Here is a 25,391-nt window from a genome sequence, read left to right as displayed (position 1 = left end):
TTTAGATTTAATTGTTACCCTCCTCGCGCTCTAGCTCAAGCCGACAATCTTTCGTCCGCTGCGACCCATTGTCACAAGCCCCCACTGACGTAGCGCGCCCGCACTTGCTGCGGTGCATCGCCGACGTCTTGCACGGGGGTGCGATCAAAGCGGAAATGGCGCCGTTGCCGGCAACCCGAATGACCTGCTGACGGCCGTCCCGAACAACACCTTCGCGTCGAGACAATCACTCACCCTGGTCGTCGTCCACACCGCAAACGTGGAGATGAGCAGGGCGCACAGCAAGTCATGGCCACGGCGAGAACCGGGCCAAGCACCTCAGCGGATCACGCCGGAGCGCGTCGCACCGTGGCCAGGAGCGCCGCCGCACCGACAAATAGCACGCCGAAGCTGCGGTTCATCATCCGCTGCTGACGGGGGCTGCGCAGCACGCGCAAGACCCGTGAGGCCAGGCCGGTGTAGCCGGCCATGACGATCAGGTCGACACAGATCATGGTCACGCCCATCACCCAGTACTGCGCCAGCAGCGGCGCCTGTGGATTAACGAACTGCGGCAGCACCGCGAGCATGAAGATGATCGCCTTGGGGTTGCTGATATTCACCAGAAAACCGCGCAGCACCAGGGTCAGGGGACGCCCCAGCGGACGTTCCGACGATTCAGTGGCGAGGTCACTGGGCAACGCCCGCCACTGCCGGTAGCCGAGATAAACCAGGTACAGCACACCGAACCACTTGATCAGACTGAAGGCCAGTGCCGAAGTCGCGAGAATTGCCCCAACACCGGCGGCGACGATGACGATCTGCAAGGCCAGGCCCACTTGCAAGCCCAGCGCGGTCCAGTAACCGCGCCAAAAACCGTATTGCAGGCCGGCGGACATCGAGGCAATCGCCCCGGCACCCGGCGACAGGCTGATAACCCAACAGGCCACGAAAAACGCAAGCCAGGTTTCCAACGCCATGGCAGGTACCTCCAGACAAATTGATAATCGACGGCCCGTCAGGCCGCCGCGCAGAGTGCGCTAGTTGCGCAGTATTGGTAAGCAGCCCAAACGACAAAGGGACAGGCCAATAGCCTACCCCTTGCGTCGTGACACGCCCAGCTCGACGATCAGTCCGGCGAGCCCTTGCGCAGCTGCACCGGCGCCTGCTCTTTTTTGCGGGCCATGGCGCCGCGCAAACGGATATTGACCGCCTCAACCGCCAGCGAGAAGGCCATGGCGAAGTACACGTAGCCCTTGGGCACATGCACCCCGAAGGACTCGGCCACCAACAGGGTGCCGACCATGATCAGGAACGACAGCGCGAGCATCTTCAGCGATGGATGCTTGTCGATAAAGTCGCTGATGGTGCCGGCCGATAGCATCATCACGATCACCGAGATGATGATCGCCGCTACCATCACCGGCACGTTGTCGACCAGGCCCACCGCGGTGATTACCGAGTCCAGCGAGAAGACGATGTCGATGATGGCGATCTGCACGATGATGCCCATAAAGCCATAGGCCTTGCCACCGGCCTGCTGCGCCTCCTCGGCCCCCTCCAGGCTGTGGTAGATCTCCATGGTGCTCTTGAACAGCAGGAACAAGCCGCCGAAGAACAGGATCAGGTCGCGGCCGGAAACGCCCATGCCGAAGACCTCGAACAGATCGGCCGTCAGGCGCATGACCCAGGCAATCGACAGTAACAGGGCGATTCGCGTGCCCATGGCCAGCGCCAAGCCAAAAAAGCGTGCTCTCGGCTGCTGTTCCTTGGGCAGGCGGCTGACCAGAATCGAGATGAAGATGATGTTATCGATGCCGAGGACGATTTCCAGGGCCGTCAGGGTGAAAAATGCGACCCAGATTTCCGGGTTGGCGAGCCATTCCATAGGAGGTTAAATCTCGTGAGTGCGAAAGGTTGGAGCTGGTCATCGCGCCAGTGGCGCGCAGCGCAATGCTAACAACAAGCGGATTGAGCGCAAGCCTATCCTGTGCACGGTATCGGCGACTAGCCGTGGCCCTGACGCACAGGCAGCGCCAGTGGGGCCAAGGATCAACTACTGGCTGCTTCCAATGCCTGCTGCAAGTTTTCGAGGGTTTCCAGTGCGGTCATCCAGCGCTCTTCCAGGTCGGCTTCGCGGCCCTTCAAGGCCGCCTGTTCGGCCAGCAACTCACGCAACTGATCTTTGGCTGCCGCCTCGTAGATCGCACTGTCGCCCAAGCGCGCTTCGACCCCGGCGAGTTTCTCATGCAGTAGGCCGAGCTCTTTTTCCAGCTTGTCGGCTTCACGCTTGTGCGGCGCCAGTTGCTGACGCAGCGCCGCTGCCGCCTGACGCTGGCCACGCTTGTCGGTTTTATCCAGAGTGCTTTCGTTGCTGCTCGACGGGGTCTGGCGCACTCGGTAATCCACCAACCAGCGCGCATAGTCTTCCAGATCACCGTCAAACGGCTGCACCCGACCATCGGAGACCAGGAAGAACTCGTCGGTGGTGCTCTTCAGCAGATGACGATCGTGGGAGACCACCACCACAGCGCCGCTGAATTCCTGCAACGCCATGGTCAGCGCCAGGCGCATTTCCAGGTCGAGGTGGTTGGTCGGTTCATCGAGCAATAGCAGGTTGGGCTTGCCCCAGGCGATCAAGGCCAAGGCCAGACGAGCCTTCTCGCCACCGGAGAAGTTCAGCACCGGCTCGTCGCAACGCCCGCCCCGAAAGTCGAAACCACCGAGAAAATCGCGCAGCGTTTGTTCGCGCTCAGCGGGTGCCAGGCGCTGAAAGTGCAACAGCGGGCTGGCCTTGTCGTCCAGGGCGTCGAGCTGATGCTGGGCGAAATAGCCCACCACCAGATTCTCGCCGCGCTGCACACGACCACCGATGGGCTGCAATTCACCCGCCAGGGTTTTGATCAGGGTCGATTTGCCCGCGCCGTTGGGCCCGAGCAAGCCGATCCGCGCGCCGGGCGCCAGGCTCAGCTTGACCTGCTCGAGCACCACCTTGTCGCCATAGCCGAGACGCCCTTCACTGACATCGAGCAGCGGACTGGAGATCTTGCTGGCTTCGCGAAAGCTGAAATCGAATGGCGAGTCGACATGCGCAGCGGACAGCTCCTCCATGCGCTCCAGCGCCTTGATCCGGCTCTGGGCCTGGCGCGCCTTGGTCGCCTGGGCCTTGAAGCGAGCGATGTACTTTTCCATGTGCGCGCGCTGCGCTTGCTGCTTCTCGAAGGCTTGCTGCTGTTGTGCCAGACGCTCGGCGCGGGTGCGCTCGAACGCCGAATAGCCGCCGCGATAGAGGGTCAACTTGCGCTGATCGACGTGGGCGACGTGATCGACCACCGCATCGAGGAAGTCACGGTCATGGGAAATCAGCAGCAATGTGCCGGGATAACTCTGCAACCAGCCTTCCAGCCAGAGGATCGCATCCAGATCCAGGTGGTTGGTCGGCTCGTCGAGCAGCAGCAGGTCGGATGGGCACATCAACGCCTGCGCCAGATTCAGGCGCATGCGCCAGCCACCAGAGAAATCGCCCACCCGGCGATCCATCTGCGCGCTGGCGAACCCCAGGCCGGCGAGCAGTTTGCGCGCACGGGCATCGGCGCTGTAGCCGTCGAGGTTATCCAGCTCAGTATGCAAGCGGGCGATAGCCGCGCCGTCGTGCGCCGCCTCGGCGACAGCCAGTTCGGCCTGTACACGGCGCAAGTGCAGATCGCCGTCGAGCACATAGTCGACCGCCTGGCGCTCGACCGCATCGATTTCCTGGCGCATATGGGCAATCCGCCAGTCGGCGGGAATCAGGCAGTCGCCGGCGTCCGCGCTCAACTCACCGCGGAGCAAAGCGAACAGGCTGGATTTGCCGGCGCCATTGGCGCCGATCAGACCGGCTTTGTGGCCGGGATGCAGGGTCATCTCGGCGTCTTCTAGCAGACGCTGAGGGCCACGCTGTAAAGTGAGGTTCTGGAGTCGGATCATAATGGCGGCGGATTCTATCAGAGTCGTCCGCCGCGTACTTGGAAAGCACCATGCCCTCTGACCTGTGGCGTTTCGCCGAAAACTTTTACCAACGCCCCGGCGTCGAAAACGCCTGCCTGCATCTGCAGGCCCAGGGCGCGGACGTCTGCCTGCTGATCTGCGCGGCCTGGCTTGATCGGCGTAACGTAGCCTTCAGCCGGTCACGCGCCGAACAGCTGAGCGCGGCAGCGCAGCCCTGGCAGCGCGAAGTGGTCGGTGCACTCAGACAAATCCGTCAGGCCTGGCGCAAGCCCGCCCTCAGCGACCCCGCCTTGACGACACTTCGCGAGCAGGTGAAGCGCCTGGAGCTGGACGCCGAGCGCGTGCAACTGGAGCGTTTAGCCTCACTCAGCGCCGACTGGCCGAGCGAAGATCAACAGCCTCAGTCGTGCTGGTTGGACGCACTGACGCTGGCGAAAACAAGCGACGACCACGACGCACTGGAGCACATGCGCGCCGCGGCCCGGATGTCTTAGGACGACGTCGGTGGCGTGCTTCCGTTGCCCGTTGGCGCCACACTAGGAGCCGCAGCTGCCGGCTCCGCAGCAGGTGTCGCCGGCACACTGGCGACAACTTTAGGTGCGGCCGGCTTGGCAGCCACCGGCTTTCTCACTGCAGGCTTGGCCACTGGCTTTTTAATCGCTGGTTTGGCCGCGGGTTTAACCGCCTGTTTCGTAGCTGGTTTAACTGCTGGCTTCACCGTTGGCTTAGCTGCTGGCTGAGCCTTCGGCCTGCTCGCGGCTTTCGGCGCAGGCGGGGTACCTGCTGCTGCTTTTGCGGCGGGCTTGGCGGCTACCGGTTTCTTGGCTGCTGACTTGGCGGCGGGCTTAGCCGCTGGCTGGCTCGCGGGTTTGACGGGCGCTTTAGCTGCAGGCTTAGCCACTGGCTTGGCCGCGACTTTAGCCGGCGCCTTGGTAGCGGGCGCTTTGGCGGCCGCGGCTGCTGGCTTCTTCGCCGCGGGCTTGGCAGCCGGTTTCGTTGCTGTTTTGGCTACTGTGGCCACAGCAGGGCTGGCGGCAGCTTTGGCTGCCGGCCTCGCAACCCGACGTGTCGCTGGCTTGCCAGCCGCATTGACCGAGGCGCTACTCGCCACTGGCTTGGTTGCTGCTTTACTCGCCGCCGCTTTCGCCGCTGGCACCTTACCATCGCGTTGGCTCAACGCCTTGCCAGCAGCCTCCTTGACCTTATCCACTCCCTGAGCAAGTTTCAGGCTTTGCTGGGCATCGCGTTTGAGTTGCACGATATAGCTGCGGGTTTCGGTTTGCCGCGCCTTAAGGGTATCGAGTAACTCTTCCAACTCGACCACTGCAGCCTTGGCTTTGGCTTGAGCTTTGGCCTTTCCCGCAGTGGCAGCGTCCTGCAGCTTGACACTCGCCTTGTGCAGTTTCGTCTGGGCTTTACCGCGCTGCTTCTCTAATTTGGCGAGGAGTTTTTCGGCCTCGCTCTGCGCTTGATCACAGGCATGCTCCAGATGTTCGAGCAGACTATGGGAAAGCTGCTGCAGTAGATGCAACGGAGTGCTAACCGCTTTCTTTTTCACGTTTTTCTTGGCCGACATGGCACGCCTCCTGGCGGTTGGAGATGCAGCCATACTAGCCCCCTGACTCAACGGTCGCTAGTTTTCACACTGGTGGCCAATCGATGCTTGGTCCCATACCGACAATCCTGAATCAGCAAAGGCACAGGCTTCACTCGCGTCAATGCGTCATCGCGGTGACTGGCGTCATGCGCACGACCCGGGTTCGACTCCAGGCGCAGGTTTCAGCCCCGGGCTAGTGGCTGTGTGACTAGTTCAATTAGTCAATTGAGATAACCCACTAACCGCACAGGCCATTAGGGGATAAGTGCCCGCCAGAGGACGACTAAAAAGGCAGGAAACCGGATGGGGGTGCAGGGGTATCACAGCGCACCTTGCCCGACAGCGTGATGAGAAAGCCAACCCTGACGGCGGCCATCTGAAACGCACTGCGCAGCAGCGCTAGATGCACTCAGACTAAAGCGCATGGCCTAATGCTAAGCCTCAGAAGCGAATGCACTGTGCCGCATACTTGAGGGGTGCCAGCCGCTCAATCGGTCTCAAGCGTCACAAGGGCTGCATCTGCGGTGAGTAATCAGACTTGCTCAATGGCCGCGGATGGCATTACCTGCCCCGTGATGTCGCAGACACTGGCGATGTATCCCCGCTCTTCGCGCCTCGGGTGTACGAACAGGAACGGTTCGACACCACTGACGACAACCTTCGCTTAGAGCTCGGCTACAGCCTGCTGTTGATGAGCGTTGTGGAGAACCTCGATCAGACAGTCTTCCAGCTCGAAACGCTCGTGCAACAATTGCCCCAGGTGCTTCAACTCTTCACCCAGCGACACGTTATCGCGGCAGTCACCATTGTCACAACGGTCATTGAACGACAGAGCCACCTCGGTAATGGCTTCGATGCGCGGGTAGATTTGCTTGGCCAGTTCAAGGCCACGCTCATCACCGAAGGCCTTGGCTTCGTTGGTCAACTGCTCGTAGACCTCAAAATGCCCGGCAGACACATAGTCGACTAGAATTTCACAGAATTTCTGTAAGGTTTGCGCATTAGCGCTTGCCGCCTTGGGGGACTCACCAACCGCCGCATAGGCTGCAACCAGTTCATGGCGCTCCTGCAACCAGCGGTCAATCAGCAGGTGAACACCACCCCAACGTTCCTGGGCGTTCTGACAACTCTCGAGCATGATAGCCTCACTTCCCTTATGGATATTGCTGTTATACGCCCACTCCGAGACGTTGATATGTCAATCGGAACATGGTCTTGGGAAGGCAACCGCTGAGCGAAAACTCCTGGCGGTGCATGCGAGCCAGATTATGCCGGTGAGGCGGCACCTTCAAGGCACCTGTGCGAGAAAAATTCATACAATCGTTTGATCCAGTCTCTTTCACCACCCGCCTTACAGATACGCAGGATTTTTCGCCTGGGCTCTACAGCCCACTGCAATGCACCTGTGCGGCCGATGCCCCTGCCCGCTGAGAAGAACTACGGCGAGCGAGGCCAACCAGATAGCTGTCGTTACCGCCTCTATGGCCGCAGCCTGCCTCAGCGGCGATAAACACTCGGCGTCGAGCAATAACGCCACTTCAGCACAGCCGCGAGTCGAGTGAGTATCAATCCCGACGCAGCAGCTGCAGCAAGGCAAACGCCAACATCGCAACGAAACCGAGCAGGCTCCACTCGGGAATGCTCATGCCGAATAGTGTCCAGTTAACCTCAGCGCAATCGGCCGAGCCGTGCAGGACCAACCGCACAATTTCCTGGAACGGCAGCGCCTCCATCATGTAGTCGAGGCTCGGTAGGCAGGCAGGCAGTTGATCCGCCGGGATCCCTTGCAACCAGATCTGCCGGCCGGCCGTGGCGGCACCCGCCCCCGCAAACAACAGCGCCAGCACAGCATAAAGCCGTCGTCCGGTGCGCCCTGGCGCATGCAGTGCAGCAATCAGACAGACCAGGCCAAATGCGATCACACAGATACGTTGCAGCACGCACAAGGGGCAGGGCTTCAGTCCGAGCACATGCTCCAGGTAGAGGGCCGCCCCCATCAGTACAAGGCAACCGGCGAAAGCGAGGAAGAACAAAGGACGAGGGCTGGCCAGTGGCATGGCGGCTCCGAATGGGTGGCGAAGCCGCTTACGGTAGTGGAAAGCGCGTCGACCTTTCAAGGTAAAAGGCCTAGTTAGAGCGGCTAGCCATCCACCAGAAAGCACCACACGTCTGCTCCCCAGGAGCAGAGCCGACTGCAGCAGGCGGTTACTTCTGGGCTCGGCTATAGCGGTATTTAGTTGGCGACAGCGACAGGCAGCGGCGCCGGCAGCCCGCTCAGACGCTGATCGAGTAGCCCCAGGCTCTCCTGAAACAGGTGATTACTGCGTTCGACCTCGCCCTGTTGCGCCAGCAGGCCCGCCAACTCGGTGCAGGTTTCCGGGTGCCGCTGAAAGGTCAGGCTGCTCTCGAAGTATTCTCGGGCTTTGCCCCACAGTTGATTGAGCAAACACAAACGCCCCAAGGTCAGCAGCAGGCCGGCATCCCGTGGGTGCTCCTTCAGCCAGCCTTCCGCCGTGTGCAACTGGCGCGCCGGATCACGTCCACGCAGCAAGCCGTAGAGGCGCACCAGATGGCTGTCGTAATGGCGCTTCAAGGCACTGCGCAGCAGCTCTTCGGCCTCATCATCGGCGCCCAACTGGCGCAGCTGCTCGGCATACACTGCGAGCAACTCCGGCTCTTGCCGCTGAGCCGATGACAGTTGCTGCCAGGCCTGCGTCAAGGTCGCCAGCGCCGAGCCTACATCACCCTCTGCGACCTGCCCGGCAACACCCAGACGCCCGCGCCAGGCCTGTCGCTCAAGTTCAGCCATCTCGGCATCACCCAGTGTTTTTTCCTTACGCAGCTCCGGCAACAGGCCAAGCAGCGCAGACCAATCCTCACGCTGCAAATACAGCGACGGTAACTGACGCAACACTTGCTGCCGATGCGGATATCGCTCGCGCATGACTTCCAGAGTTTCCAGCGCTGCATCAGCCTGACCGCGCGCCAATTGCAACTCGGCATGGGTCAAGGCGATAGCCAGTTCGGCTTGCGGCTGACACTTCAGGGCCTGTTCCAGCAAGGCATCACTGTCTTCATGTTGCCCCAGCTCATGGGCTGCACGCGCAGCGCCCAGATAATACATCAGTGGCTGAGGCTCACTGGCGGCCGCGCGGCGCAGGTGGCGTAGCGCACGATCCCAGCGACCCTCGAGCAGATCGACGAAGCCCTGTTCAGAGGCCACACGCACTCGGCGACTGCGGTGCAGGCGCGACCAGGGGTTGACCAAGCCGCCGGAGGTAACCAACAGACGCACAAGCAGACGCAGCACGTAGAGCGTCAACCAGACCACCGCAACCAAAGCCAGAAAGGCCCACAGACTGGATTCATAGCGAAAGCCCTTGTAGGCAAACAGCACATAACCCTTGTGCTCTGCGATGGCCAGGCCGAGCAGTGCCAGACCCGCAGCAATCACCAGTACGATGAGCAACAGATAGACGCGTTTCATGGGCGGCCCTCCTCGGCACTCGGCGCGGCCTCTGCCGGGGCATTATTCTCGAGGCCTTCACGCGCCGATTGCTTGTGCTGCACATAGGCCTGCACGGCATTCAACGATTGGCTCAAGTCTGGCGCCACCACTTCGATGGGCTGATCGATAATTTCAGCAATGCGCGCACGCAAGGCACGACTGTTCGGATTATCCAGATTGAAATGCGCCCCGAGCACCTCGCGCGCCTGCTTGAGTGCCTGCTGATAGACCTGGGTCTGGCCATGTAGCGCGGCCCACTGCGCTTGCTCCAGCGCCAGACTGAGAGCCAGACGTACTTGCGTCAGGCTCTGCCCGGCCAACAATGGCCGAATATTCTGATCGGCGCTGAAGTCCAGACGAATGTACTGCGACAGGGTTTCCAGCCAGTCGGCCCACCAGCTGCCGCCATCACCTTCGGCCGCCAGGTCGCTGAGTACACCGCCCTGGCTTTGGAATACCGGATTCAGCGCATTCAAATGTTCCAACTGCTCACGCAATGCGCCGAGTTGGAGGAACAGCCCGGTACGGTCCGGGTTAGGAGTGCTGCGCAAGGCCTCAAGACTCTTCGCCAGCTGTTCACGAGCCGCGAAAGCGGCGGGATCATCCTGATCGCGGAGAATCTCGTCGGCCCCCTGCACCAGTGCAGTCGCGCTGTTGATGTCCTGCAACGCCGACAGACGTAGGCTGGCCAGACGCAGCAGGTGCTCGGCTTCAGCCAGGCGCCAATCCTGGCGACTGGCACCCAGTACGGTTTCCAATCGCTGATTGAGCAGCTGTTGATCGCCTTGCAACTGGGCAACCAGGCGCTCGCGCGCCTCCAGTTCGTCGGCCGTGGGCAATTGCTGCAGGCGTGCACTCAGCCGTTGCTCCCCCCGGGCCACGCTTTCAGTCTGGCTGCGCACCTCCTGCAACTGGCTCAGTTGCAGTTGTTCGCGTGCCTCCAGGCCGCGCAGTTGCCACACGCCCCAACCACCCACCGCCACTCCGGCAGCGCCCAGGAGCAGCGCCAGCAGCGCCAGGCCATTGCCACGCGCTGGTTTGGCCGCGGTGTCTGGTGCTGTCGAAGTGGGCGTATCCACTACGGGTTGTTCTTGTTCTTTCGGGGTAGTTGCTTCGCTCACGTATCCATCCTTTGCATCAGAGGTCGGGGGCAAGTTGCACCTGCAACGCCGCCAGCAACGCCGCGGCGCTTGCACCGCGACAGTCCACAACAATCTCAGCGCCCGCGGCATGTGCCTGTTCGGCTACACGCGGACTGGGTACAAACAAGGGTAGCCGAGCCAGCGCCGGCCAGTGCTCGCCGGCCAGTTGCAGCAGATGACTTAGTCCTTGCCCACTGCTGACCACCAGGCCATTCAAGCGTTCAGCCTGCACCCGTTCGGGCAGGGTCTGCGCTGGGTATTCCGGCAGCTGGCGACGATAGAGTGCCAGATAGTCGACCTGCACGCCCTGGCTGCGCAAGCTTTCGGCGAGAAACTCCCGCCCCTCTTCACCACGCAGGATCAACACTCTTGGGGTCTGCGCGGCGGCCACCGCCTGTTGCAACTGTGGCAAGCCCAGCAAGGCTTCGCTGTCGTCCGCCAGAGCCGGGAAGTGCACAGTGAGACCATAGTCGCCGAGAATCGCGGCGGTAGCCGCGCCCACACTGAACCAGGGTTGCTCGGCCAACGGCTGCGGCCAATAGCGATCGAGCAGTTCCAGCCCCAAACGCGCGGCCGGTTTGCTCACCACGATCACCGCACAGTAGCGCTCCAGATCGAGGATGGTCGCGCGCTGCTCAGGCGTTTCCGCCAACGCTTCGATCGCCAGCAACGGCAGACTGCTGCTGTAGATGCCCTGCTCGGCCAGGGTTGCGGCCAGCGCCGCGCACTCCTCTGCCGGGCGGGTGAGCAGCAGGCGCCAGTGACTCACTCGGGAGCCGCCTCGCCATAAACTGCTTGCAGGATAGCGGCCGCGCCTTGCTCCAGCAGGGCTTCGGCGACTCGCACGCCCAGCGGCTCGGCGTCTACCGCTGGCGCGCGGCTTTCCGCGCGCAACAGCATATTGCCGTCAGGTTGGCCGACCAGGCCGCGCAACCATAGTTGTTCGCCTTCGAGCACCGCATAACAGGCAATCGGCACCTGGCAGCCACCATTCAGGTGCTTGTTCAACGCCCGTTCGGCGGTGACCCGCACGGCCGTGTCATGGTGGTGCAGAGGCGCCAACAGGGCATGAATTTCCACATCGGCGCTGCGGCACTCGATGCCGACAGCACCCTGGCCACCCGCCGGCAAGCTGTCCTCGACGCTGATCGAGGAGCGGATGCGGCTCTCGAAGCCAAGGCGGATCAGCCCTGCCGCAGCGAGGATGATGGCGTCGTACTCGCCGGCATCCAGCTTGGCCAGCCGGGTATTGACGTTGCCGCGCAGGAACTGGATTTTCAGGTCGGGGCGGCGCGCCAGCAATTGGGTCTGACGACGCAGGCTCGAAGTGCCGACCACGCTGCCGACAGGCAGTGTTTCGAGACTGTCAAAGGCGTTGGAGACGAAGGCATCGCGAGGGTCTTCGCGCTCGCAGATGCAGTACAGGCCCAAGCCTTCTGGGAAATCCATCGGCACATCTTTCATCGAGTGCACGGCGATGTCGGCCTGGTTGTCCAGCAGAGCGGTTTCCAGCTCCTTGACGAACAGCCCTTTGCCGCCGATTTTCGCCAGCGGCGCATCGAGCAGCTTGTCGCCCCGGCTGACCATGGGCACCAAACTGACCTTCAGGTCTGGGTGCGCCTGCTCCAGACGAGCCTTGACGTGTTCGGCCTGCCATAGGGCCAGGGCACTCTTACGGGTGGCAATGCGGATTTCACGGGGCATGGGCAATTCCATAAAACGGACTGCCAAGAATAATAACAGGGTCAAAAGCCAACAATGGAGCGCGGAAACCAACAGAGCCCCTCCAGGCTGCGTTTCACTCGATAAGTTGGGCCAACGGGCGTCATGGTTGCAGTGAATTCAAGCGGGCTCTTGCGGCTGCGCAGCGCTACAAGCTATGCATCAATTTGCGCACCCCGGCCACATGCCGGCGACTGACAATCAGCGCTTCGCCATTCATGCCCTTGAGGTACAGCTGAAAATGCCCGAGCGGCGTACGCTGCAGGCGTTCGATACGCTCACGGGCAACCAGGGCGTTACGGTGGATGCGTACGAAACGTTCGCCGAATTCGTCTTCAAGCGCCTTGAGCGGCTCGTCCAGCAGCACCTCGCCAGCCTCATGCCGCAGCGTCACGTACTTATGGTCGGCAATGAAATAGATGACTTGATCCAGCGGAATCAGCTCGATGCCTTTGCGTGTGCGAGCGCTGATGTGGCTGCGCGGACCGCCGCCAGTTTCCGCCGCGGGGCGAGTCAGCGCGGCGAGTTGCACCCGGTTGGGTCGCTCGGCTTTTTTCAGCGCTTCGCTCAGGTTTTCCGGGCGCACCGGCTTGACCAGATAGCCCACCGCGCTGACCTGGAACGCCTCCAGGGCAAACTCGTCATGCGCGGTGCAGAAGATCACCGCTGGCGGCGCCTCACGCTCACAGAGTCGCGCCGCGACCTGCAAGCCATCCAGACCCGGCATGCGGATATCCAGTAGCACTACATCCGGCTTCAAACTGTCGATCAGGGTCAATGCCTCTTCGCCATTACTGGCGGCAGGCTCCAGCACTCTGTACCCGTCGAGCTCGCCAACCATGCGGATCAGGCGCTCTCGGGCAAGGGGTTCGTCATCGACGATCAGGACATTCATATCGCTGTGGCTTCCTGCGTGAGTCTCGCACAAGGATAGCGTAGACAGGTGTAGTGACGGCCGTCACGGCGCTCCACGCTGAGACTGGCCCGAGGCCCGAAAAGTGCCGCAAGACGCGCATCGATATTGCCCAGCGCCAGGCGCGTCCCGCGCACAGAGGTCGGCTGCTCTTCGGGTTCGTCATAAGGGTTGCTGACACATAGCTGAAACACCCCGTCGGTATAACTCGCCTCGACACGTACCAAGCCACCCTCGATGCGCGGCTGAATGCCATGGATCAGGGCATTTTCCAGCAAGGGCTGCAGAGTTAGCTGTGGAATCGGCAGATCATTCGGCACATCGGCAACCTCCCATTGCAACTGTAGTCGCTCACCAAGACGATAGCGCTCAATCGACAAATATCGTTTGCCCAGCTCCAGCTCGTCTTTCCACGACACCAGGCTGCCGGGCTTGGCCAAACTGGCGCGGAACAGATCGGACAAATCCAGCACCGCCTGCTCAGCCTGATACGGATCAATCGTCACCAGACTGGCGATGCTGTTCAGACTGTTGAACAAGAAGTGTGGCCGGATCCGCGCCTGCAAGGATTCGATACGCGCCCGCAATTCCGCCTGTTCCTGCCGTCGCCATTGGCTCTGTAGATAGAAATAGCGTAGCAGTAGCGCCGACATGATCATGCTGATCAAGGCATGACGCAGGTACAGATTGACTTCGCCGTTGCGCGGTAATGGCCCGCCAAGCTGGTAATAGTCGGCCACTGCGGTGCACGCCAGGGTCAGGCCGACCACAATCGCGCAGCACAGGCAGCCGGCCACTGCCGCGCGCAAGCGGGCCAGCAGCGGACGCAGGCGACAGAGCAACGCCGCCGAGAGCAGCACGTTCCACTGCACGAACAATGACGTCAGCGCCAGACGCACCCAATCGAAGCCGGGCAGCATCGGTTCTGCCAGCACCAGCACCAGCACCAGCAACTCGGCGAGCAGCACCATGCTCAACAACGCTTCCGGCTGACAGAGTTCCGGAACGAAGAAGTCGTCGATGGTCGTCGGGATTTTTTTAGGGGTAAGCCATTGAATATGCATCGGCGCAGTTTCCGTGTAGCCCGCCCAAGCGGCAAGCTGGCCGGCTCCAGTCGGGCAAAATAAAGCGCTGAAATGTCACCCAACTCAGCAAAGTGTGACCGGGCCAACACTGCCCCACCTACTACCGACGACGTGGCGGGTTAAAACCGCTACGGCGATCTTACCCACGACCCTGTTATTATCGACGGACTTTTTCCGTCACGCCGGTCGCCACCTGCGCCCCGGCCGAATCAGCGCACCAGTCGAGCGAATCCCATGAGCACTGAAAAGACCAACCAATCCTGGGGCGGCCGCTTCAGCGAGCCAGTCGACGCTTTCGTCGCCCGTTTTACCGCCTCCGTCGAATTCGACAAACGCCTGTACCGCCACGACATCATGGGCTCCATCGCCCACGCCAGCATGCTGGCCAAGGTTGGCGTACTCAGCGAAGCCGAGCGCGACAGCATTATCGACGGTCTCACCCATATCCAGGCTGAAATCGAAGCCGGTCAGTTCGATTGGCGCATCGACCTGGAAGATGTGCACATGAACATCGAAGCCAAGTTGACCGAGCGGGTCGGCGTCACCGGCAAGAAGCTGCACACCGGGCGTTCGCGCAACGATCAGGTGGCCACCGACATCCGCCTGTGGCTGCGCGATGAGATCGACCTGATCCTCGCCGAGATCACCCGCCTGCAACAGGGCCTGCTGGAGCAGGCCGAGCGCGAAGCCGAGACCATCATGCCTGGCTTCACCCACCTGCAGACTGCACAGCCGGTGACCTTTGGCCATCACTTGCTGGCCTGGTTCGAAATGCTCTCGCGTGACCATGAACGCCTGGTCGACTGCCGTAAGCGCACCAACCGCATGCCCCTGGGTTCGGCGGCACTGGCCGGCACCACTTACCCGATCGATCGGCAGATCACCTGTGACCTGCTGGGCTTCGACGCCATCGGCGGTAACTCGCTGGACGGCGTGTCGGATCGCGACTTCGCCATCGAGTTCTGCGCCGCCGCTTCGATTGCGATGATGCACCTGTCGCGCTTCTCCGAAGAGCTGGTGCTGTGGACCAGCGCGCAATTCCAGTTCATCGACCTGCCTGATCGGTTCTGCACCGGCTCCTCGATCATGCCGCAGAAGAAAAACCCCGACGTGCCGGAGCTGGTTCGTGGCAAGACCGGCCGGGTATTCGGTGCCCTGACCGGCCTGCTGACCCTGATGAAAGGTCAGCCGCTGGCCTACAACAAGGACAATCAGGAAGACAAGGAACCACTGTTCGACGCCGCCGACACCCTGCGCGACAGCCTGCGTGCCTTCGCCGACATGATCCCGGCGATCAAGCCCAAGCACGCCATCATGCGTGAAGCGGCGCTGCGCGGTTTCTCCACCGCCACCGACCTGGCCGACTACCTGGTGCGCAAGGGCCTGCCGTTTCGCGACTGCCACGAAATCGTTGGCCATGCGGTGAAATACGGTGTCGACAACGGCAAGGATCTGGCCGAGATGAGCCTGGATGAACTGCGCCAGTTCAGCGATCAGATCGAGCAGGACGTGTTTGCCGTGCTGACCCTGGAAGGCTCGGTCAACGCTCGCGACCACATCGGCGGCACCGCACCGAATCAGGTTCGCGCTGCAGTCAAACGCGGCCAGGCATTACTGGCCGGCCGCCAAGACTAACGCTGCAGGCTCAGCCTTTCGCCTTGGCTTGAGCCATGGCCACGAACGCCGGCATCGCCGCCTCTTTATCGGCGGCGATGCGTTTGACGTGTGGATTCTGATTCAGTCGCAGCAGCAACTCGCGAGCAGCGGGAAAATCGGCAAGTAGGTCCAGGTCGAATAATTTTTTCGCCACCCCGCAGGCCAGGTCGATGCTGTACAGGAAGTAGATATCGGCCAGGCTGAAGCTGTCACCCGCCACATAGGGCGCGAAGCTGGCGTGGCGCTTGAGTGTGGCAACACCCGCCAACAATTCGGCCCTGCACTTGGCTTTCAGTGCATCGGAAATGCTCGCGCCAAAGAAGGCTTGCGGGTAGCCGATGCGCGCAGGCAGTTCGATATACAGCTCGATCTCCTTGACCAACGCACGCACCTGGGCACGGGCGAACGGCTCATGCGGCAGCAGGGCCTTACCGACGCTGCTCTCCTCCAGATAGTCGAGAATTGCGCTGGTCTCATTGATGAAGCCCTGCTCGACGCCCAGCACCGGCACCTTGCCGCGCGGGCTGATGCTGAGAAATTCCTCGCTCTGATTGCCATAGAGGGTCACCTCTTCGAACGTCAGACCCTTTTCCAGCAAAGCCAGCTTGACCATGTTGAAATAGTTGCTGACGGCAAATCCGTAGAGTTTGAACATGAGGATAAGCTCCAGAGCCGGCGATATAGCCGCCTAGCGTTATAGCCGTAGAGGCACCTTCCTAGCCAGCCACATCAGACCAGTGAATGGTGCCGCTAACAACTCGCTGGCCACTGCATCCCCCCGTCCTGGAGATGCCCGCCATGAGCGAACACCCTGACCAGGCCTTTACCGAAAACGCCCTGATTCAGGCCATCTAGAATCAGTTCGCAGCCGGCCGTATGTGAGCGCTGCGAGAAACCCTTCCAACAACTGGCCGCCAGGTCTATGAACCCGCCGCATGCGGCGTTCAACCGATCTTGCCAGCGCCCTGCGTGCGCCGAGTCTCGGCAAAGGCGCTAGTGCCCGGTTCTGCGCATCCTCCTCGCGTCCATCTACGTGTAACTCATGCGCCCGGATGACCTCTCTCGGCGTAGGATCCTCCGCCCACACCTCGATCAAGGCCCGCACGGTGGCATCCACCACCAGGGTCAACTCGCGTCCCGGCTCGTCGCGACACAAGTCCGCCACGATCTGCTCGACCACCAGCCACCAACTCCCCTCGCCCGGGCACACATCGCGAAAGCTGAACTGAATGACCAGAGGTAACGTTGGGCGGGTCGGGAATCAGTCCGGACGAATGACACGGCTACTAGGCGCGGCCCTCCGAGCGCTCGATAGGTGGGTAACAAACCACGAGTAAGGAGCAGACAAACGCTCGAAACGGCCGATCGGCAGGCTCGCCGCAATCACAACGTCAATAAATCGTACGTCATATTCGTGACGCAGTACCACACAAGTGGTCGCCATTGGCCCTAGGCTAACTGCCAAGCAGGCCCGGATCGTCCGGGCTCATCCTCGCGCGAAATGGCGCCTGCCTGGGAGTACAGTGCAATGAAACAGATCCTCCTCAGCTTCTTCCTGTTCGCCGGCCTCGGCCTGCTCCCGGCCTGCGCCACGCCCCTGGTGATACCCAGCCAGGTGAGCTGGCACCTGCAACTGGACGGCAGGCTACAGACACCCGACCGCCAGCTATACGACATTGACCTGTACGACACACCGCAGAAAACCATCGGCGACCTCAAGGCCGTCGGGCGGATCGTCATCTGCTACTTCAGCGCCGGCACCTGGGAAGACTGGCGCCCGGATGCCACGGCTTATCCGACCGCCGCGCTCGGCGCGCCGCTGGCCGACTGGCCGGGCGAGCGCTGGCTGGACATTCGCCGCGCCGACGTTCGCGCCCTGCTCAGCAAGCGTCTGGACCTGGCAGTCAGCAAGGGCTGCAACGGCGTCGACCCGGACAATGTGGATGGCTACAGCAACGCCAACGGCCTGCAACTGAGCGCGGCCGACCAAGTCGACTTCAACCGCTGGCTGGCCCGCGAAGCGCACCAGCGCGATCTCGCCGTCGGCCTGAAGAACGCAGTGGAGCTGCTACCGCAACTGGTCGACGACTTCGACTTCGCCCTCAACGAAAGCTGCTACGCCTACCAGGAATGCGACGGCTACCGGCTGTTCCGCCAACAGGGCAAGGCGGTGCTGATCGCCGAGTACCGCTCATATAACAGCAAAATGTGTGGAAAGGCTGCCGCTTCGGGCTATCGCTTGCAGTTCTTCAAGCGCTCCCTGAAGGGCGTTGGCACGCCTTGTAACTGAGCCAAGGGGCCGACTCGCCGCTACTCGAAGCAGACCTCGATAACCGCGCGACCGAACTCCGGCTCGAGCGGCATATTGATTCACGTGCCTTGGTCACTGTGCCGGCCACCCCACCGGGTGGCCATCCCGAAGTCGATGCCTTCCCGGCCAGACGGTGCTTGGCGCCGCCGGTGGCCATATTGTTGACCCGTTCACCCTATCGGTCACCTAGCCGCCGATCTCCACCAGCCTCTCACCCAGCGTGCACCGCAAGGCCTCCAGGGCGGCGACTGTTGCAAGGTCACCGACATCGAGCCGCAGGGCCGGGGCCAACAGGCCGGTCAACCCTGAGACATCGCCCAGCGCCCGTTCGTCAGTCTTGCGCTGCGGCTTGCCCGTGTCCGCTCGAGGCTGGTCACGGCGCTCATCACCTCGAGCATCGAGGTCGGAAGGGGATTGACGAACTCCGCCTGTATGCGCGCCTCCTCCAGAGCTGAAGCCACACCGATGCCAGGCACGGATTCCTGCTCAGTGATAGCCAAGGGGCCACCCCGAGCACACGACCATTGGCCAGCACCAGGCCGCCCATGTCCTGCGGCGAATGCCAAGGCGCAACAGCCCCAACCATGGCACACTGACCGCTCAACCCCTGGGACACCGACATGAGCGAACACCAAGAAGCGGACGATGAGGCCTTCACCGAAACGGCGCTGATTCAGGCGATCGAAAATCAGATCGAAGCCGGCGAACCGCCGGCCGCCCTGGCCACACTGAACAAGCTGACCCTGGTCGGCTTCGAACGCGAAGAGAGCCTGCAGATGATGGCCCTGGTGCTGGCCCATGAGATCCAGGCCATGCTGCGTGACGACCGCCCGTTTGACCAGGCGTGGTACGAGCAGGCGCTGCGTGCACTGCCGACATTGCCGGACGAAGCACAATAAAACTGCCACGCTAGTCGCCGAACCCAGCACAGGAGCGCGCGGCTCGCTACACTGCAGACATCCCCCGCCCAATTGGCCCGCGGGATCCTACTAAGCCGGCCCCCTGCAAGGACCGGCCCATGACCACAAGAACCTGGAGCATCTATGTCCTTTACCCCTGAGCTGGTTGCTGAACTGGAAATTCTTGCGCTGTTCAACCTGGGCAACACCCAGGAAGGCCTCAAGGTTCACCACAGCGCCGCACCGCAGGCGATTGCGGCGGCCAAAAGTTTGCATGATAAAGGCTTGATCAGCCTCCCCGACGGCGGCTACCTGACCAGCCTGGGGCTGGATGCTGCCGAGCATGCTCAAGCCTTGCTGACCATCCTCTCTGTGGCTGAAACTGCCTAACTCCCATATCCACAGGCCTGCGTCCAACTGACAACGTTCAAGCTGCCAGCGACGCGGGCGCGAACACCTTTGCCCTGCATGCCGTCACGCCTGGCTAACAGGCTTGGTGGATTATTTTGCAGAGCCCCAGCATGAGTCGCACTCAGGAAATCCGCCCGGACCTCGACGACGGCATCGACCGCAAGGTATTGGCGCAGCTGCGTGCGCGCTTTCTCGAGGTCAATGCAGGCCGCCTGCAGCGCGCCACACAGGCTCTGCCGACCCGCCAGCAGCTGGTGTTGAAACTGCTACCCCTGCTGTTCCACGTCAATCACCCGCTGCTTCCCGGCTATGTCTCTGGGCTGACCCCTGCGGGCCTGTCCGGCTTCGAACCGACGGCCGAGATACTCGCCGAAGCCCAGCGCCTGACCCGCTCCTTCGCCTATAAAGCGCAACGCGGTGGCCCCTCGCTGCCGATTCATGGGTTGTTCCTGATGGGCAGCCTGGGAACCGTGGCGCAAGCCGAGCAAAGCGATATGGATCTGTGGCTGTGCCACGCGCCTGACCTCAGCGCCCAAGCCATCGCCGAGTTACGCAAGAAATGCGAGCTGATCGAATCCTGGGCGGCAAGCCAAGGCGCCGAGACGCATTTCTTCCTGATCGACCCGGCGCGTTTCACCCTCGGCGACCGCGAGGCCAAGCTGACCTCAGACGACTGCGGCACCACGCAACACTATTTACTGCTCGACGAGTTCTACCGCACGGCGATCTGGCTGGCTGGACGTACACCGCTCTGGTGGCTGGTCCCGGCGTACGAGGAACACCGTTACCTCGACTACAGCAACACCTTGCTGAACAAGCGCTTCATCCGTCCCGATGAGGTGCTCGACCTCGGCCACATGGCGCGTATTCCCCCGGAAGAATTCATCGGCGCCGGCATGTGGCAGCTGTTCAAGGGCATCGAGTCACCCTACAAGTCGGTGCTCAAGCTGCTCCTCACCGAGGTCTACGCCAGCGAGCAGCCCAAGGTCGAATGCCTGTCGCTGCGCTTCAAGCAGGCGGTGTTTGCCAATCGCCTCGACCTCGACGAGCTCGATCCCTATATCCAGGTCTACCAGCGCCTTGAGGAATACCTGAGCGCACGCGGTGAAACCGAGCGCCTGGAGCTGATCCGCCGCTGCCTGTACCTGAAGATCAACAAAAAGCTCAGCCGACCGCCACGTGACCGCCGCAAGAGCTGGCAGCGCCTGCTACTCGAGCGCCTGACCAGCGACTGGAACTGGGACCAACGCCAACTGGCAATGCTCGACAGCCGCAGCCAGTGGAAGGTGCGCCAGGTCAGCGCCGAGCGGCGCATGCTGGTCAACGAGCTGACCTACAGTTACCGCTTTCTCTCGCAGTTCGCCCGTAACGAACAAACCGGCAGTTCACTCAATAGCCGTGATCTCAGCGTGCTCGGACGGCGGCTGTACGCGGCCTTCGAGCGCAAGGCCGGCAAGGTTGAGTTCATCAACCCGGGCATCGCTCCCGACTTGGGCGAAGACACCCTGACCCTGGTCCAATGTCCCAGCCCGGAAGCCCCTAACGAGACCCAGTGGGCGCTGTTCAGCGGCAGCCTGGGCGCGCAAGAGTGGGCGGATTTCGCACCATTGAAACGCGCCCGAGAGTTGATCGAGCTGCTCGCCTGGTGTCACCGCAACGGCGTCATCGACAGCAGCACCCGCCTGTCATTGCACCCTGGCCGCAGCGACCTCAGCGAGTTCGAATTGTCCAATCTGCTGGCCAGCCTGCAGCAGGCCATACCGCTACCCCTGCCGTCAGTCAGCGAAACCACACTGCTGCGCGCCAGCGCACCGAGCGAGGTGCTGTTGCTGGTCAACGTCGGTCTCGACCCGCTCAAGCAGCACAGCCAGATGAATGTCCACATGACCAGCGAGCGCACCGATGCGCTGGGTTTTTCCGGGGTGCGTGAGAACCTGGTCCTGACCATCGACCAGATCAGCCTGAATAGCTGGAACGAGCTATTGACCAGCCGTTATCACGGCCCGAACGCGTTGCTCGACTGCCTGCGCGATTTCCTCAACAGCCTGCCCGCAGGCACGCACATGCCGAACCTGAGCGTGCGCTGCTTCTGCCGCAACCGCGCCGCGACCATTGCCGAGCGGGTCGACGAACTGTTTCGCAGCACCCTGGGCACCTTTGGCAGCGCGCCACACAACCGCTACCTGCTGCAGATCAAACAGCAGTACCACGTGCTCGAACTGACCCCCGGACAAGTCAGCCATACCCCGCTAAATGGCCTGCCCGCGCTGCTCGAACACCTCGGCGAGGAGCAACCTGGCTACAGCGCACTGCACCTCGATCGCAATGTCTTGGAAGGCGACGACCTGGCCTTGATTCTGCCGGCCGGTCGCCCCGAGTGCATTCAGGTGTTCTATCGCCAGGACGAAGCGAACGGCCAGGCCGAACTGACCGTACTCGATGAACACAACGCACTGTGGCGTCAACGCCTGCCGTTTCGCGACGAACAAAGTCTACTGACGCCACTGCAACGCTTTCTGCGCTCGTTGTTATACCGGCGTAATGCCCTGCTGCCGCTGGACAGCCCACAGCCCCTGGCCGCGCTGGAGCTGCTCTACTATCAAGTGCTACCCGCCGCGCCCTCGCGCGCACAGCGCCTGGAGCGTCGCCCACCGCCGCAAGCGCCGATCAGCCATCCCTTCTATGACGTCCAGGCCATCGTCGAGCCGGCCGACAGCAAGCGCGTGCACGTGACGCTGTACTGCAACCACCGCGAATTCTCCGAACTGGAATACGCCGGTGACCTGTTCGCCGCGGTGGCCAAGCATATTCTCACCCAGCGCCGCGGTGGCGAGCGCTACCCCTGCTACATCACCGACCTCGACCTGTCCGCCATACTCGGCGACGGTCAGGCGCAGACCATCCACTACCTGCGCTACAAGGCCAAGCTGGAAGAGGCGCTGAACAGCGCCCTGCAACACGCCTGACCTCGCGGACGACGAAACCATGATGCTCATGTGACTCGGGCTGCGCCGGCAGTGGCTGCCACGGTGACTCAGGCGCGGCGAGTACAGTGGTGATTGCGGAGGCGGCGACTAGCGCATCGGCGCCTGGGGATTGCTCAAGGCGTACAGGTAGCAGTCGACCAAGCTGTGGTCTGCCGCTAAACCTGCATAACTGGCGGAGAAGGTCACCGCTTGACCGAGATGCTGGTAGAAGCAGTGACCCGTCACACCTGGCGGCACCTGCGGCACCAGATCGCTGTCATTCACCACGCGGAAAGTCGGTATCCGCAAGGCGTTGTAATGAGCGGCGAAATCGGGCGCGGCCAAGCGCGGGCTGGCGAAGTTGTAGTGTTGCAACGGCAGATCCGGCCAGCGCTCGCGCAGATCCAATACCGCTAGACTCGACAAGCTGCAGCCCAGGCTGTGCGCACACACCCATAGCGCGCCCTGCGGCTGCAGGCCGTCCAACGCCTGCAGGGCCAGGTCGCGCAACGAGGCGTAGAGCTTGAGAAAGCCATCATGCACCAGCCCTACCCCGGCCCGCCAAGGATAAGCGCCTTGCTCGGCATTCAGATCGTCCAGCCAGTCCTGCGCCGTTTCGGTCCCACGAAACACCAGATACGCCTCGCCCTGCGGATCACACACGGCAAAGCCGAAAGGCTCCGACTCATTGAGAAAGTGCAATGCGCTGAAGTGGCTCCAGATCGGTGCGGAGAACCGCCAGCCGTCCATCGCGGGTGGTTGCCAGCTGAAATCTTGCACCCGCCGCGGCCGCTGCTGGCTCTGCCATTGACTGAACTGGTCGTAGGCCGCGCTGACCAGCTGGGCGCACAGCACCGCTCGCGACAGGGCGAAGCCTTGAGGGAAATACAGCGGCAGACTGGACATTCACGCCTCCTCGCTGAGTCGAGCCTGCTGCTCAGGGTAAACCATGCGTCTCACCCTGGCGGCCAGCCATGATTCAACGGCTGTATTCGCCCGCGGCTTCCGGTTGGTATTCCACTGCCAGCAGGGTCAGCTTCAGCACTTTGCCACCGGGCGCCGGCCAGTCGATGTGCTGGCCGACCGTCAGCCCGAGCAGCGCGCTGCCGACCGGCGCCAGGATCGACACCTTGCCTTCGCCGCCGGCGTCCTTCGGGTAGACCAGGGTCAGGTGGTAGTCCTTGCCACTGCTCTCTTCACGGCAGTGCACCCGCGAATTCATGGTGACCAAGCCGGCAGGAACTGCATCCAGGCCGACGACTTCGGCGCGATCCAGTTCAGCCTGCAGGGCAATGGCGCCCGGGCCGAAGTCTTTCTGGCTGTCGAGCAGGTTTTCCAACCGCTGCAAGTCGAGACGGGTAATGGTGATCGTCGGTGAACTGCTCATGGCGAACGCAAGCCTCCCTTGCCGGGCGCGAAAAAAGCAAAACCCCGCCCGGAGGCGAGGTTTTGCGGTGGTGAAGCTGACCGTATCACAGCCGTTTAAATAAACAAGACCAGCCAGTCAGCTCTGGCGTTGCTGCAAGCGCGCCTGGGCGCTGGCGCAAATGGCACGACGGCGTGGGCTGTCGGCCTTGCCCCATTCGCGGATTTCCTCCAGCAAGCGGCCACAGCCCACGCAAATGTCCTGATCATCCAGGCAGCACTGACGTCGGCACGGCGAATTAACCGTATCGTCGGCAGCGGCAGGAGCGGACTCAAAGCTCGTCGAATTCAATGCTTTCCCCCGACTGCTCCAGAGTGATGCGCTCGAGCATTTCGCCGAGCTGTTCGTCGCTGCTGTCGCAGATCCAACGATCGCTGGCCTGGTCATAGTCGAAGTGGAAACCGCCAGAGCGCGCCGCCAACCACAGCTGCCGGATCGGCGCCTGGCGGCTGAAAATCAGCTGGGTGCCGTTCTCGAAACGTACGGTCAACACGCCACCGGAGTTTTCCAGATCGAGGTCCAGGTCGCAGTCATCGAAGATGTCCTCCACCGCTTGCTGTACGGCATCGACCAGATCGTGAAAGCGGGCTTCGGTCAAACTCATTGCGACTGTCCTCGGAAAATTCGGGTACTTCAAGAAAAGGGAAGCTGTCGGCGGTATTCGCCTGGACTCTGCCCGGTCCAGCGGCGAAACGCTCGGGCCAGCGAACCAGGCTCACTGAAGCCGACCAGGAAGGCGATGTCCGCCAGCTCCAGCGCCGGATCGCGCAGATAATGCAACACCAGTTGTTGGCGTGTCTCGTCCAGCAGCTGGCTAAAGGATAACCCGGCTTCACGCAAACGCCGCTGCAAGGTGCGCGAACTAAGTGCTAAACGCTCGGCGAGTACGCCGAGATCCGCGCCGGATTCCGGCAGCAGACGCGCCAGCTCCAAGCGTGCACGGTCGAGTACGCTGTGGCCTAACTGGAGTTCACCCAGCAGACGGTCGGCGTAAGCATCGAGCATCAAACGCACCCGAGCATCGGCTTGACCGAGCCTGGTGGCCAGCAGCCTCTTGGGGAAAACCAACGCGTTGTCGGCTTGGGTGAACAGCACTGGGCAACGAAAAATCCGCCGATGTTCGCTGACGTCTTGGGGAGCCGGATGCTGGAAGCGCACCTCGGTCGGCGGAATCTCCAGGCCGCTGATCCAATGGCCGAAGGTCAACCAGCCGGCCAGGGTTTCTTCACTGAGCTGACGCTGTTGCTGGCCCAGCAGCGGCTGCCAGCTGTGCGCCACTTGCGCCTCCACACCGGCGCGCGGCGGCTCGTCGGCCAGGTCGACGCGACCGAGATTGCCAACCAGGCTGGCATAGCGCGCTTGACGATGCAGTGCGTCGGCCAGGGTCGGGCAACTCATGACCAGGTAGCCGAGCACCCCGTAATACCCGGGGCGTACCGCCTCTCCCAGATGCAGGCCGAGTTGCTCATCACCCGTCACTTCCACCCCATGACCGAGCAGCTCCAGGTAGGCGCTGGCGGCAATCCGCTGGTCACGCTGTGCAAGTAGTTGCGGATGCACCTGCACCCGCCGCAACAACTCGGCGGATTCGACGCCACGACGCTCGAGGTAATCCAGCAAACCTTGCAGGTAGGCGACCGAAACCGAGCTGGTGAGCGGCGTGGGGTAATCCATCCAGGCTCCATTCGCTTAATCCGTAACGCCCCAAGGGCGGGGCAAAGCCCCGCCGGGCGGGAACCCCGGCGCATAGGCAAGGGGCCAGGGGGCCGGTATACTCCCGCGCAATCAT

Annotated in this window: 24 protein-coding genes; 6 read left to right on the top strand and 18 right to left on the bottom strand. The window is 62.1% G+C overall.

Annotated features, from left to right (window positions below; all coding sequences use genetic code 11):
* Positions 1 to 326: 326 nt before the first annotated feature.
* From rhtB to TMS3_RS04160, 3 genes are all read right to left on the bottom strand, one after another.
* Positions 327 to 959 carry a homoserine/homoserine lactone efflux protein gene (gene rhtB, locus TMS3_RS04170; protein ID WP_025163995.1) on the bottom strand — a complete coding sequence of 211 codons (633 nt, stop codon included), beginning with the start codon at positions 957 to 959 and terminating at the stop codon, positions 327 to 329.
* Between the two features lie 149 nt (positions 960 to 1,108).
* Positions 1,109 to 1,867, bottom strand: coding sequence for a TerC family protein (locus TMS3_RS04165; protein WP_025163994.1), 759 nt, complete (start codon positions 1,865 to 1,867; stop codon positions 1,109 to 1,111).
* A 164-nt stretch (positions 1,868 to 2,031) separates the two neighbouring features.
* The gene (locus TMS3_RS04160; protein WP_025163993.1) at positions 2,032 to 3,945 is read right to left on the bottom strand and encodes an ATP-binding cassette domain-containing protein; all 1,914 of its coding nucleotides are present in this window, start codon (positions 3,943 to 3,945) and stop codon (positions 2,032 to 2,034) included.
* A 50-nt stretch (positions 3,946 to 3,995) separates the two neighbouring features.
* On the opposite strand from TMS3_RS04160, the gene TMS3_RS04155 reads away from it, so the two are divergent.
* The gene (locus TMS3_RS04155; RefSeq protein WP_025163992.1) at positions 3,996 to 4,460 is read left to right on the top strand and encodes a TIGR02444 family protein; all 465 of its coding nucleotides are present in this window, start codon (positions 3,996 to 3,998) and stop codon (positions 4,458 to 4,460) included.
* Here TMS3_RS04155 and TMS3_RS25285 read toward each other — a convergent pair.
* The 9 genes from TMS3_RS25285 to TMS3_RS04110 form a co-directional block, all read right to left on the bottom strand.
* The gene (locus tag TMS3_RS25285) at positions 4,457 to 5,542 is read right to left on the bottom strand and encodes an AlgP family protein (RefSeq protein WP_025163991.1); all 1,086 of its coding nucleotides are present in this window, start codon (positions 5,540 to 5,542) and stop codon (positions 4,457 to 4,459) included. The genes TMS3_RS04155 and TMS3_RS25285 overlap by 4 nt on opposite strands.
* A 685-nt stretch (positions 5,543 to 6,227) precedes the next feature.
* Positions 6,228 to 6,701: an Rsd/AlgQ family anti-sigma factor gene (locus TMS3_RS04145; protein WP_025163990.1), complete on the bottom strand. Its 474-nt coding sequence runs from the start codon at positions 6,699 to 6,701 to the stop codon at positions 6,228 to 6,230.
* 427 nt (positions 6,702 to 7,128) lie between these two features.
* Complete coding sequence (locus TMS3_RS04140; protein ID WP_025163989.1) at positions 7,129 to 7,620, bottom strand: disulfide bond formation protein B; 492 nt, start codon at positions 7,618 to 7,620, stop codon at positions 7,129 to 7,131.
* 176 nt (positions 7,621 to 7,796) lie between these two features.
* Complete coding sequence (locus TMS3_RS04135; RefSeq protein WP_025163988.1) at positions 7,797 to 9,050, bottom strand: heme biosynthesis HemY N-terminal domain-containing protein; 1,254 nt, start codon at positions 9,048 to 9,050, stop codon at positions 7,797 to 7,799.
* Positions 9,047 to 10,192, bottom strand: a complete 1,146-nt coding sequence (locus tag TMS3_RS04130; RefSeq protein ID WP_025163987.1) for a uroporphyrinogen-III C-methyltransferase — start codon at positions 10,190 to 10,192, stop codon at positions 9,047 to 9,049. The genes TMS3_RS04135 and TMS3_RS04130 overlap by 4 nt, the downstream gene beginning before the upstream one ends.
* Positions 10,193 to 10,208: 16 nt before the next feature.
* The gene (locus TMS3_RS04125; protein WP_025163986.1) at positions 10,209 to 10,982 is read right to left on the bottom strand and encodes a uroporphyrinogen-III synthase; all 774 of its coding nucleotides are present in this window, start codon (positions 10,980 to 10,982) and stop codon (positions 10,209 to 10,211) included.
* On the bottom strand, positions 10,979 to 11,917 hold the full coding sequence (gene hemC / locus TMS3_RS04120) for a hydroxymethylbilane synthase (protein ID WP_025163985.1): 939 nt from the start codon (positions 11,915 to 11,917) through the stop codon (positions 10,979 to 10,981). The genes TMS3_RS04125 and hemC overlap by 4 nt, the downstream gene beginning before the upstream one ends.
* Positions 11,918 to 12,083: 166 nt before the next feature.
* Positions 12,084 to 12,830 carry a LytR/AlgR family response regulator transcription factor gene (locus TMS3_RS04115; protein WP_025163984.1) on the bottom strand — a complete coding sequence of 249 codons (747 nt, stop codon included), beginning with the start codon at positions 12,828 to 12,830 and terminating at the stop codon, positions 12,084 to 12,086.
* Entirely contained in the window at positions 12,827 to 13,912 is a 1,086-nt protein-coding gene (locus TMS3_RS04110) for a sensor histidine kinase (protein ID WP_025163983.1), read from the bottom strand. The genes TMS3_RS04115 and TMS3_RS04110 overlap by 4 nt, the downstream gene beginning before the upstream one ends.
* A gap of 255 nt (positions 13,913 to 14,167) precedes the next feature.
* On the opposite strand from TMS3_RS04110, the gene argH reads away from it, so the two are divergent.
* Positions 14,168 to 15,568: an argininosuccinate lyase gene (argH, locus tag TMS3_RS04105; protein ID WP_025163982.1), complete on the top strand. Its 1,401-nt coding sequence runs from the start codon at positions 14,168 to 14,170 to the stop codon at positions 15,566 to 15,568.
* A gap of 10 nt (positions 15,569 to 15,578) precedes the next feature.
* Here argH and TMS3_RS04100 read toward each other — a convergent pair whose 3' ends face one another.
* On the bottom strand, positions 15,579 to 16,244 hold the full coding sequence (locus TMS3_RS04100; protein WP_025163981.1) for a glutathione S-transferase family protein: 666 nt from the start codon (positions 16,242 to 16,244) through the stop codon (positions 15,579 to 15,581).
* 873 nt (positions 16,245 to 17,117) lie between these two features.
* On the opposite strand from TMS3_RS04100, the gene TMS3_RS04095 reads away from it, so the two are divergent.
* From TMS3_RS04095 to TMS3_RS04080, 4 genes are all read left to right on the top strand, one after another.
* Complete coding sequence (locus tag TMS3_RS04095) at positions 17,118 to 17,879, top strand: endo alpha-1,4 polygalactosaminidase (protein WP_025163979.1); 762 nt, start codon at positions 17,118 to 17,120, stop codon at positions 17,877 to 17,879.
* A gap of 641 nt (positions 17,880 to 18,520) precedes the next feature.
* Positions 18,521 to 18,799, top strand: a complete 279-nt coding sequence (locus tag TMS3_RS04090; RefSeq protein ID WP_025163978.1) for a hypothetical protein — start codon at positions 18,521 to 18,523, stop codon at positions 18,797 to 18,799.
* Between the two features lie 144 nt (positions 18,800 to 18,943).
* Entirely contained in the window at positions 18,944 to 19,189 is a 246-nt protein-coding gene (locus tag TMS3_RS04085) for a TIGR02647 family protein (RefSeq protein ID WP_025163977.1), read from the top strand.
* A 131-nt stretch (positions 19,190 to 19,320) separates the two neighbouring features.
* Complete coding sequence (locus tag TMS3_RS04080) at positions 19,321 to 22,176, top strand: class I adenylate cyclase (protein ID WP_025163976.1); 2,856 nt, start codon at positions 19,321 to 19,323, stop codon at positions 22,174 to 22,176.
* Positions 22,177 to 22,284: 108 nt separating this feature from the next.
* Here the strand turns inward: TMS3_RS04080 and TMS3_RS04075 are convergent, their stop codons facing one another.
* The 5 genes from TMS3_RS04075 to TMS3_RS04055 all read right to left on the bottom strand — a co-directional run bounded on the left by TMS3_RS04075 (position 22,285) and on the right by TMS3_RS04055 (position 25,276).
* Positions 22,285 to 23,082 (bottom strand): lipase family protein, encoded by a 798-nt coding sequence (locus tag TMS3_RS04075; protein WP_025163975.1) that lies wholly within the window; start codon positions 23,080 to 23,082, stop codon positions 22,285 to 22,287.
* 73 nt (positions 23,083 to 23,155) lie between these two features.
* Positions 23,156 to 23,563: a nucleoside diphosphate kinase regulator gene (rnk, locus tag TMS3_RS04070; RefSeq protein ID WP_025163974.1), complete on the bottom strand. Its 408-nt coding sequence runs from the start codon at positions 23,561 to 23,563 to the stop codon at positions 23,156 to 23,158.
* Positions 23,564 to 23,680: 117 nt separating this feature from the next.
* Positions 23,681 to 23,989 (bottom strand): DUF1289 domain-containing protein, encoded by a 309-nt coding sequence (locus TMS3_RS04065; protein WP_152985471.1) that lies wholly within the window; start codon positions 23,987 to 23,989, stop codon positions 23,681 to 23,683.
* The gene (cyaY, locus tag TMS3_RS04060; RefSeq protein ID WP_025163972.1) at positions 23,874 to 24,206 is read right to left on the bottom strand and encodes an iron donor protein CyaY; all 333 of its coding nucleotides are present in this window, start codon (positions 24,204 to 24,206) and stop codon (positions 23,874 to 23,876) included. Before cyaY ends, TMS3_RS04065 begins: the two co-directional genes overlap by 116 nt.
* Before the next feature lie 29 nt (positions 24,207 to 24,235).
* Complete coding sequence (locus TMS3_RS04055) at positions 24,236 to 25,276, bottom strand: AraC family transcriptional regulator (RefSeq protein ID WP_025163971.1); 1,041 nt, start codon at positions 25,274 to 25,276, stop codon at positions 24,236 to 24,238.
* Between the last annotated feature and the right edge of the window lie 115 nt (positions 25,277 to 25,391).

Source organism: Pseudomonas taeanensis MS-3, assembly GCF_000498575.2.
GTDB classification, from domain to species: domain Bacteria; phylum Pseudomonadota; class Gammaproteobacteria; order Pseudomonadales; family Pseudomonadaceae; genus Aquipseudomonas; species Aquipseudomonas taeanensis.
The sequence above is the reverse complement of the archived record's forward strand: the minus strand, read 5'-3'. Positions and strand labels throughout refer to the sequence as shown.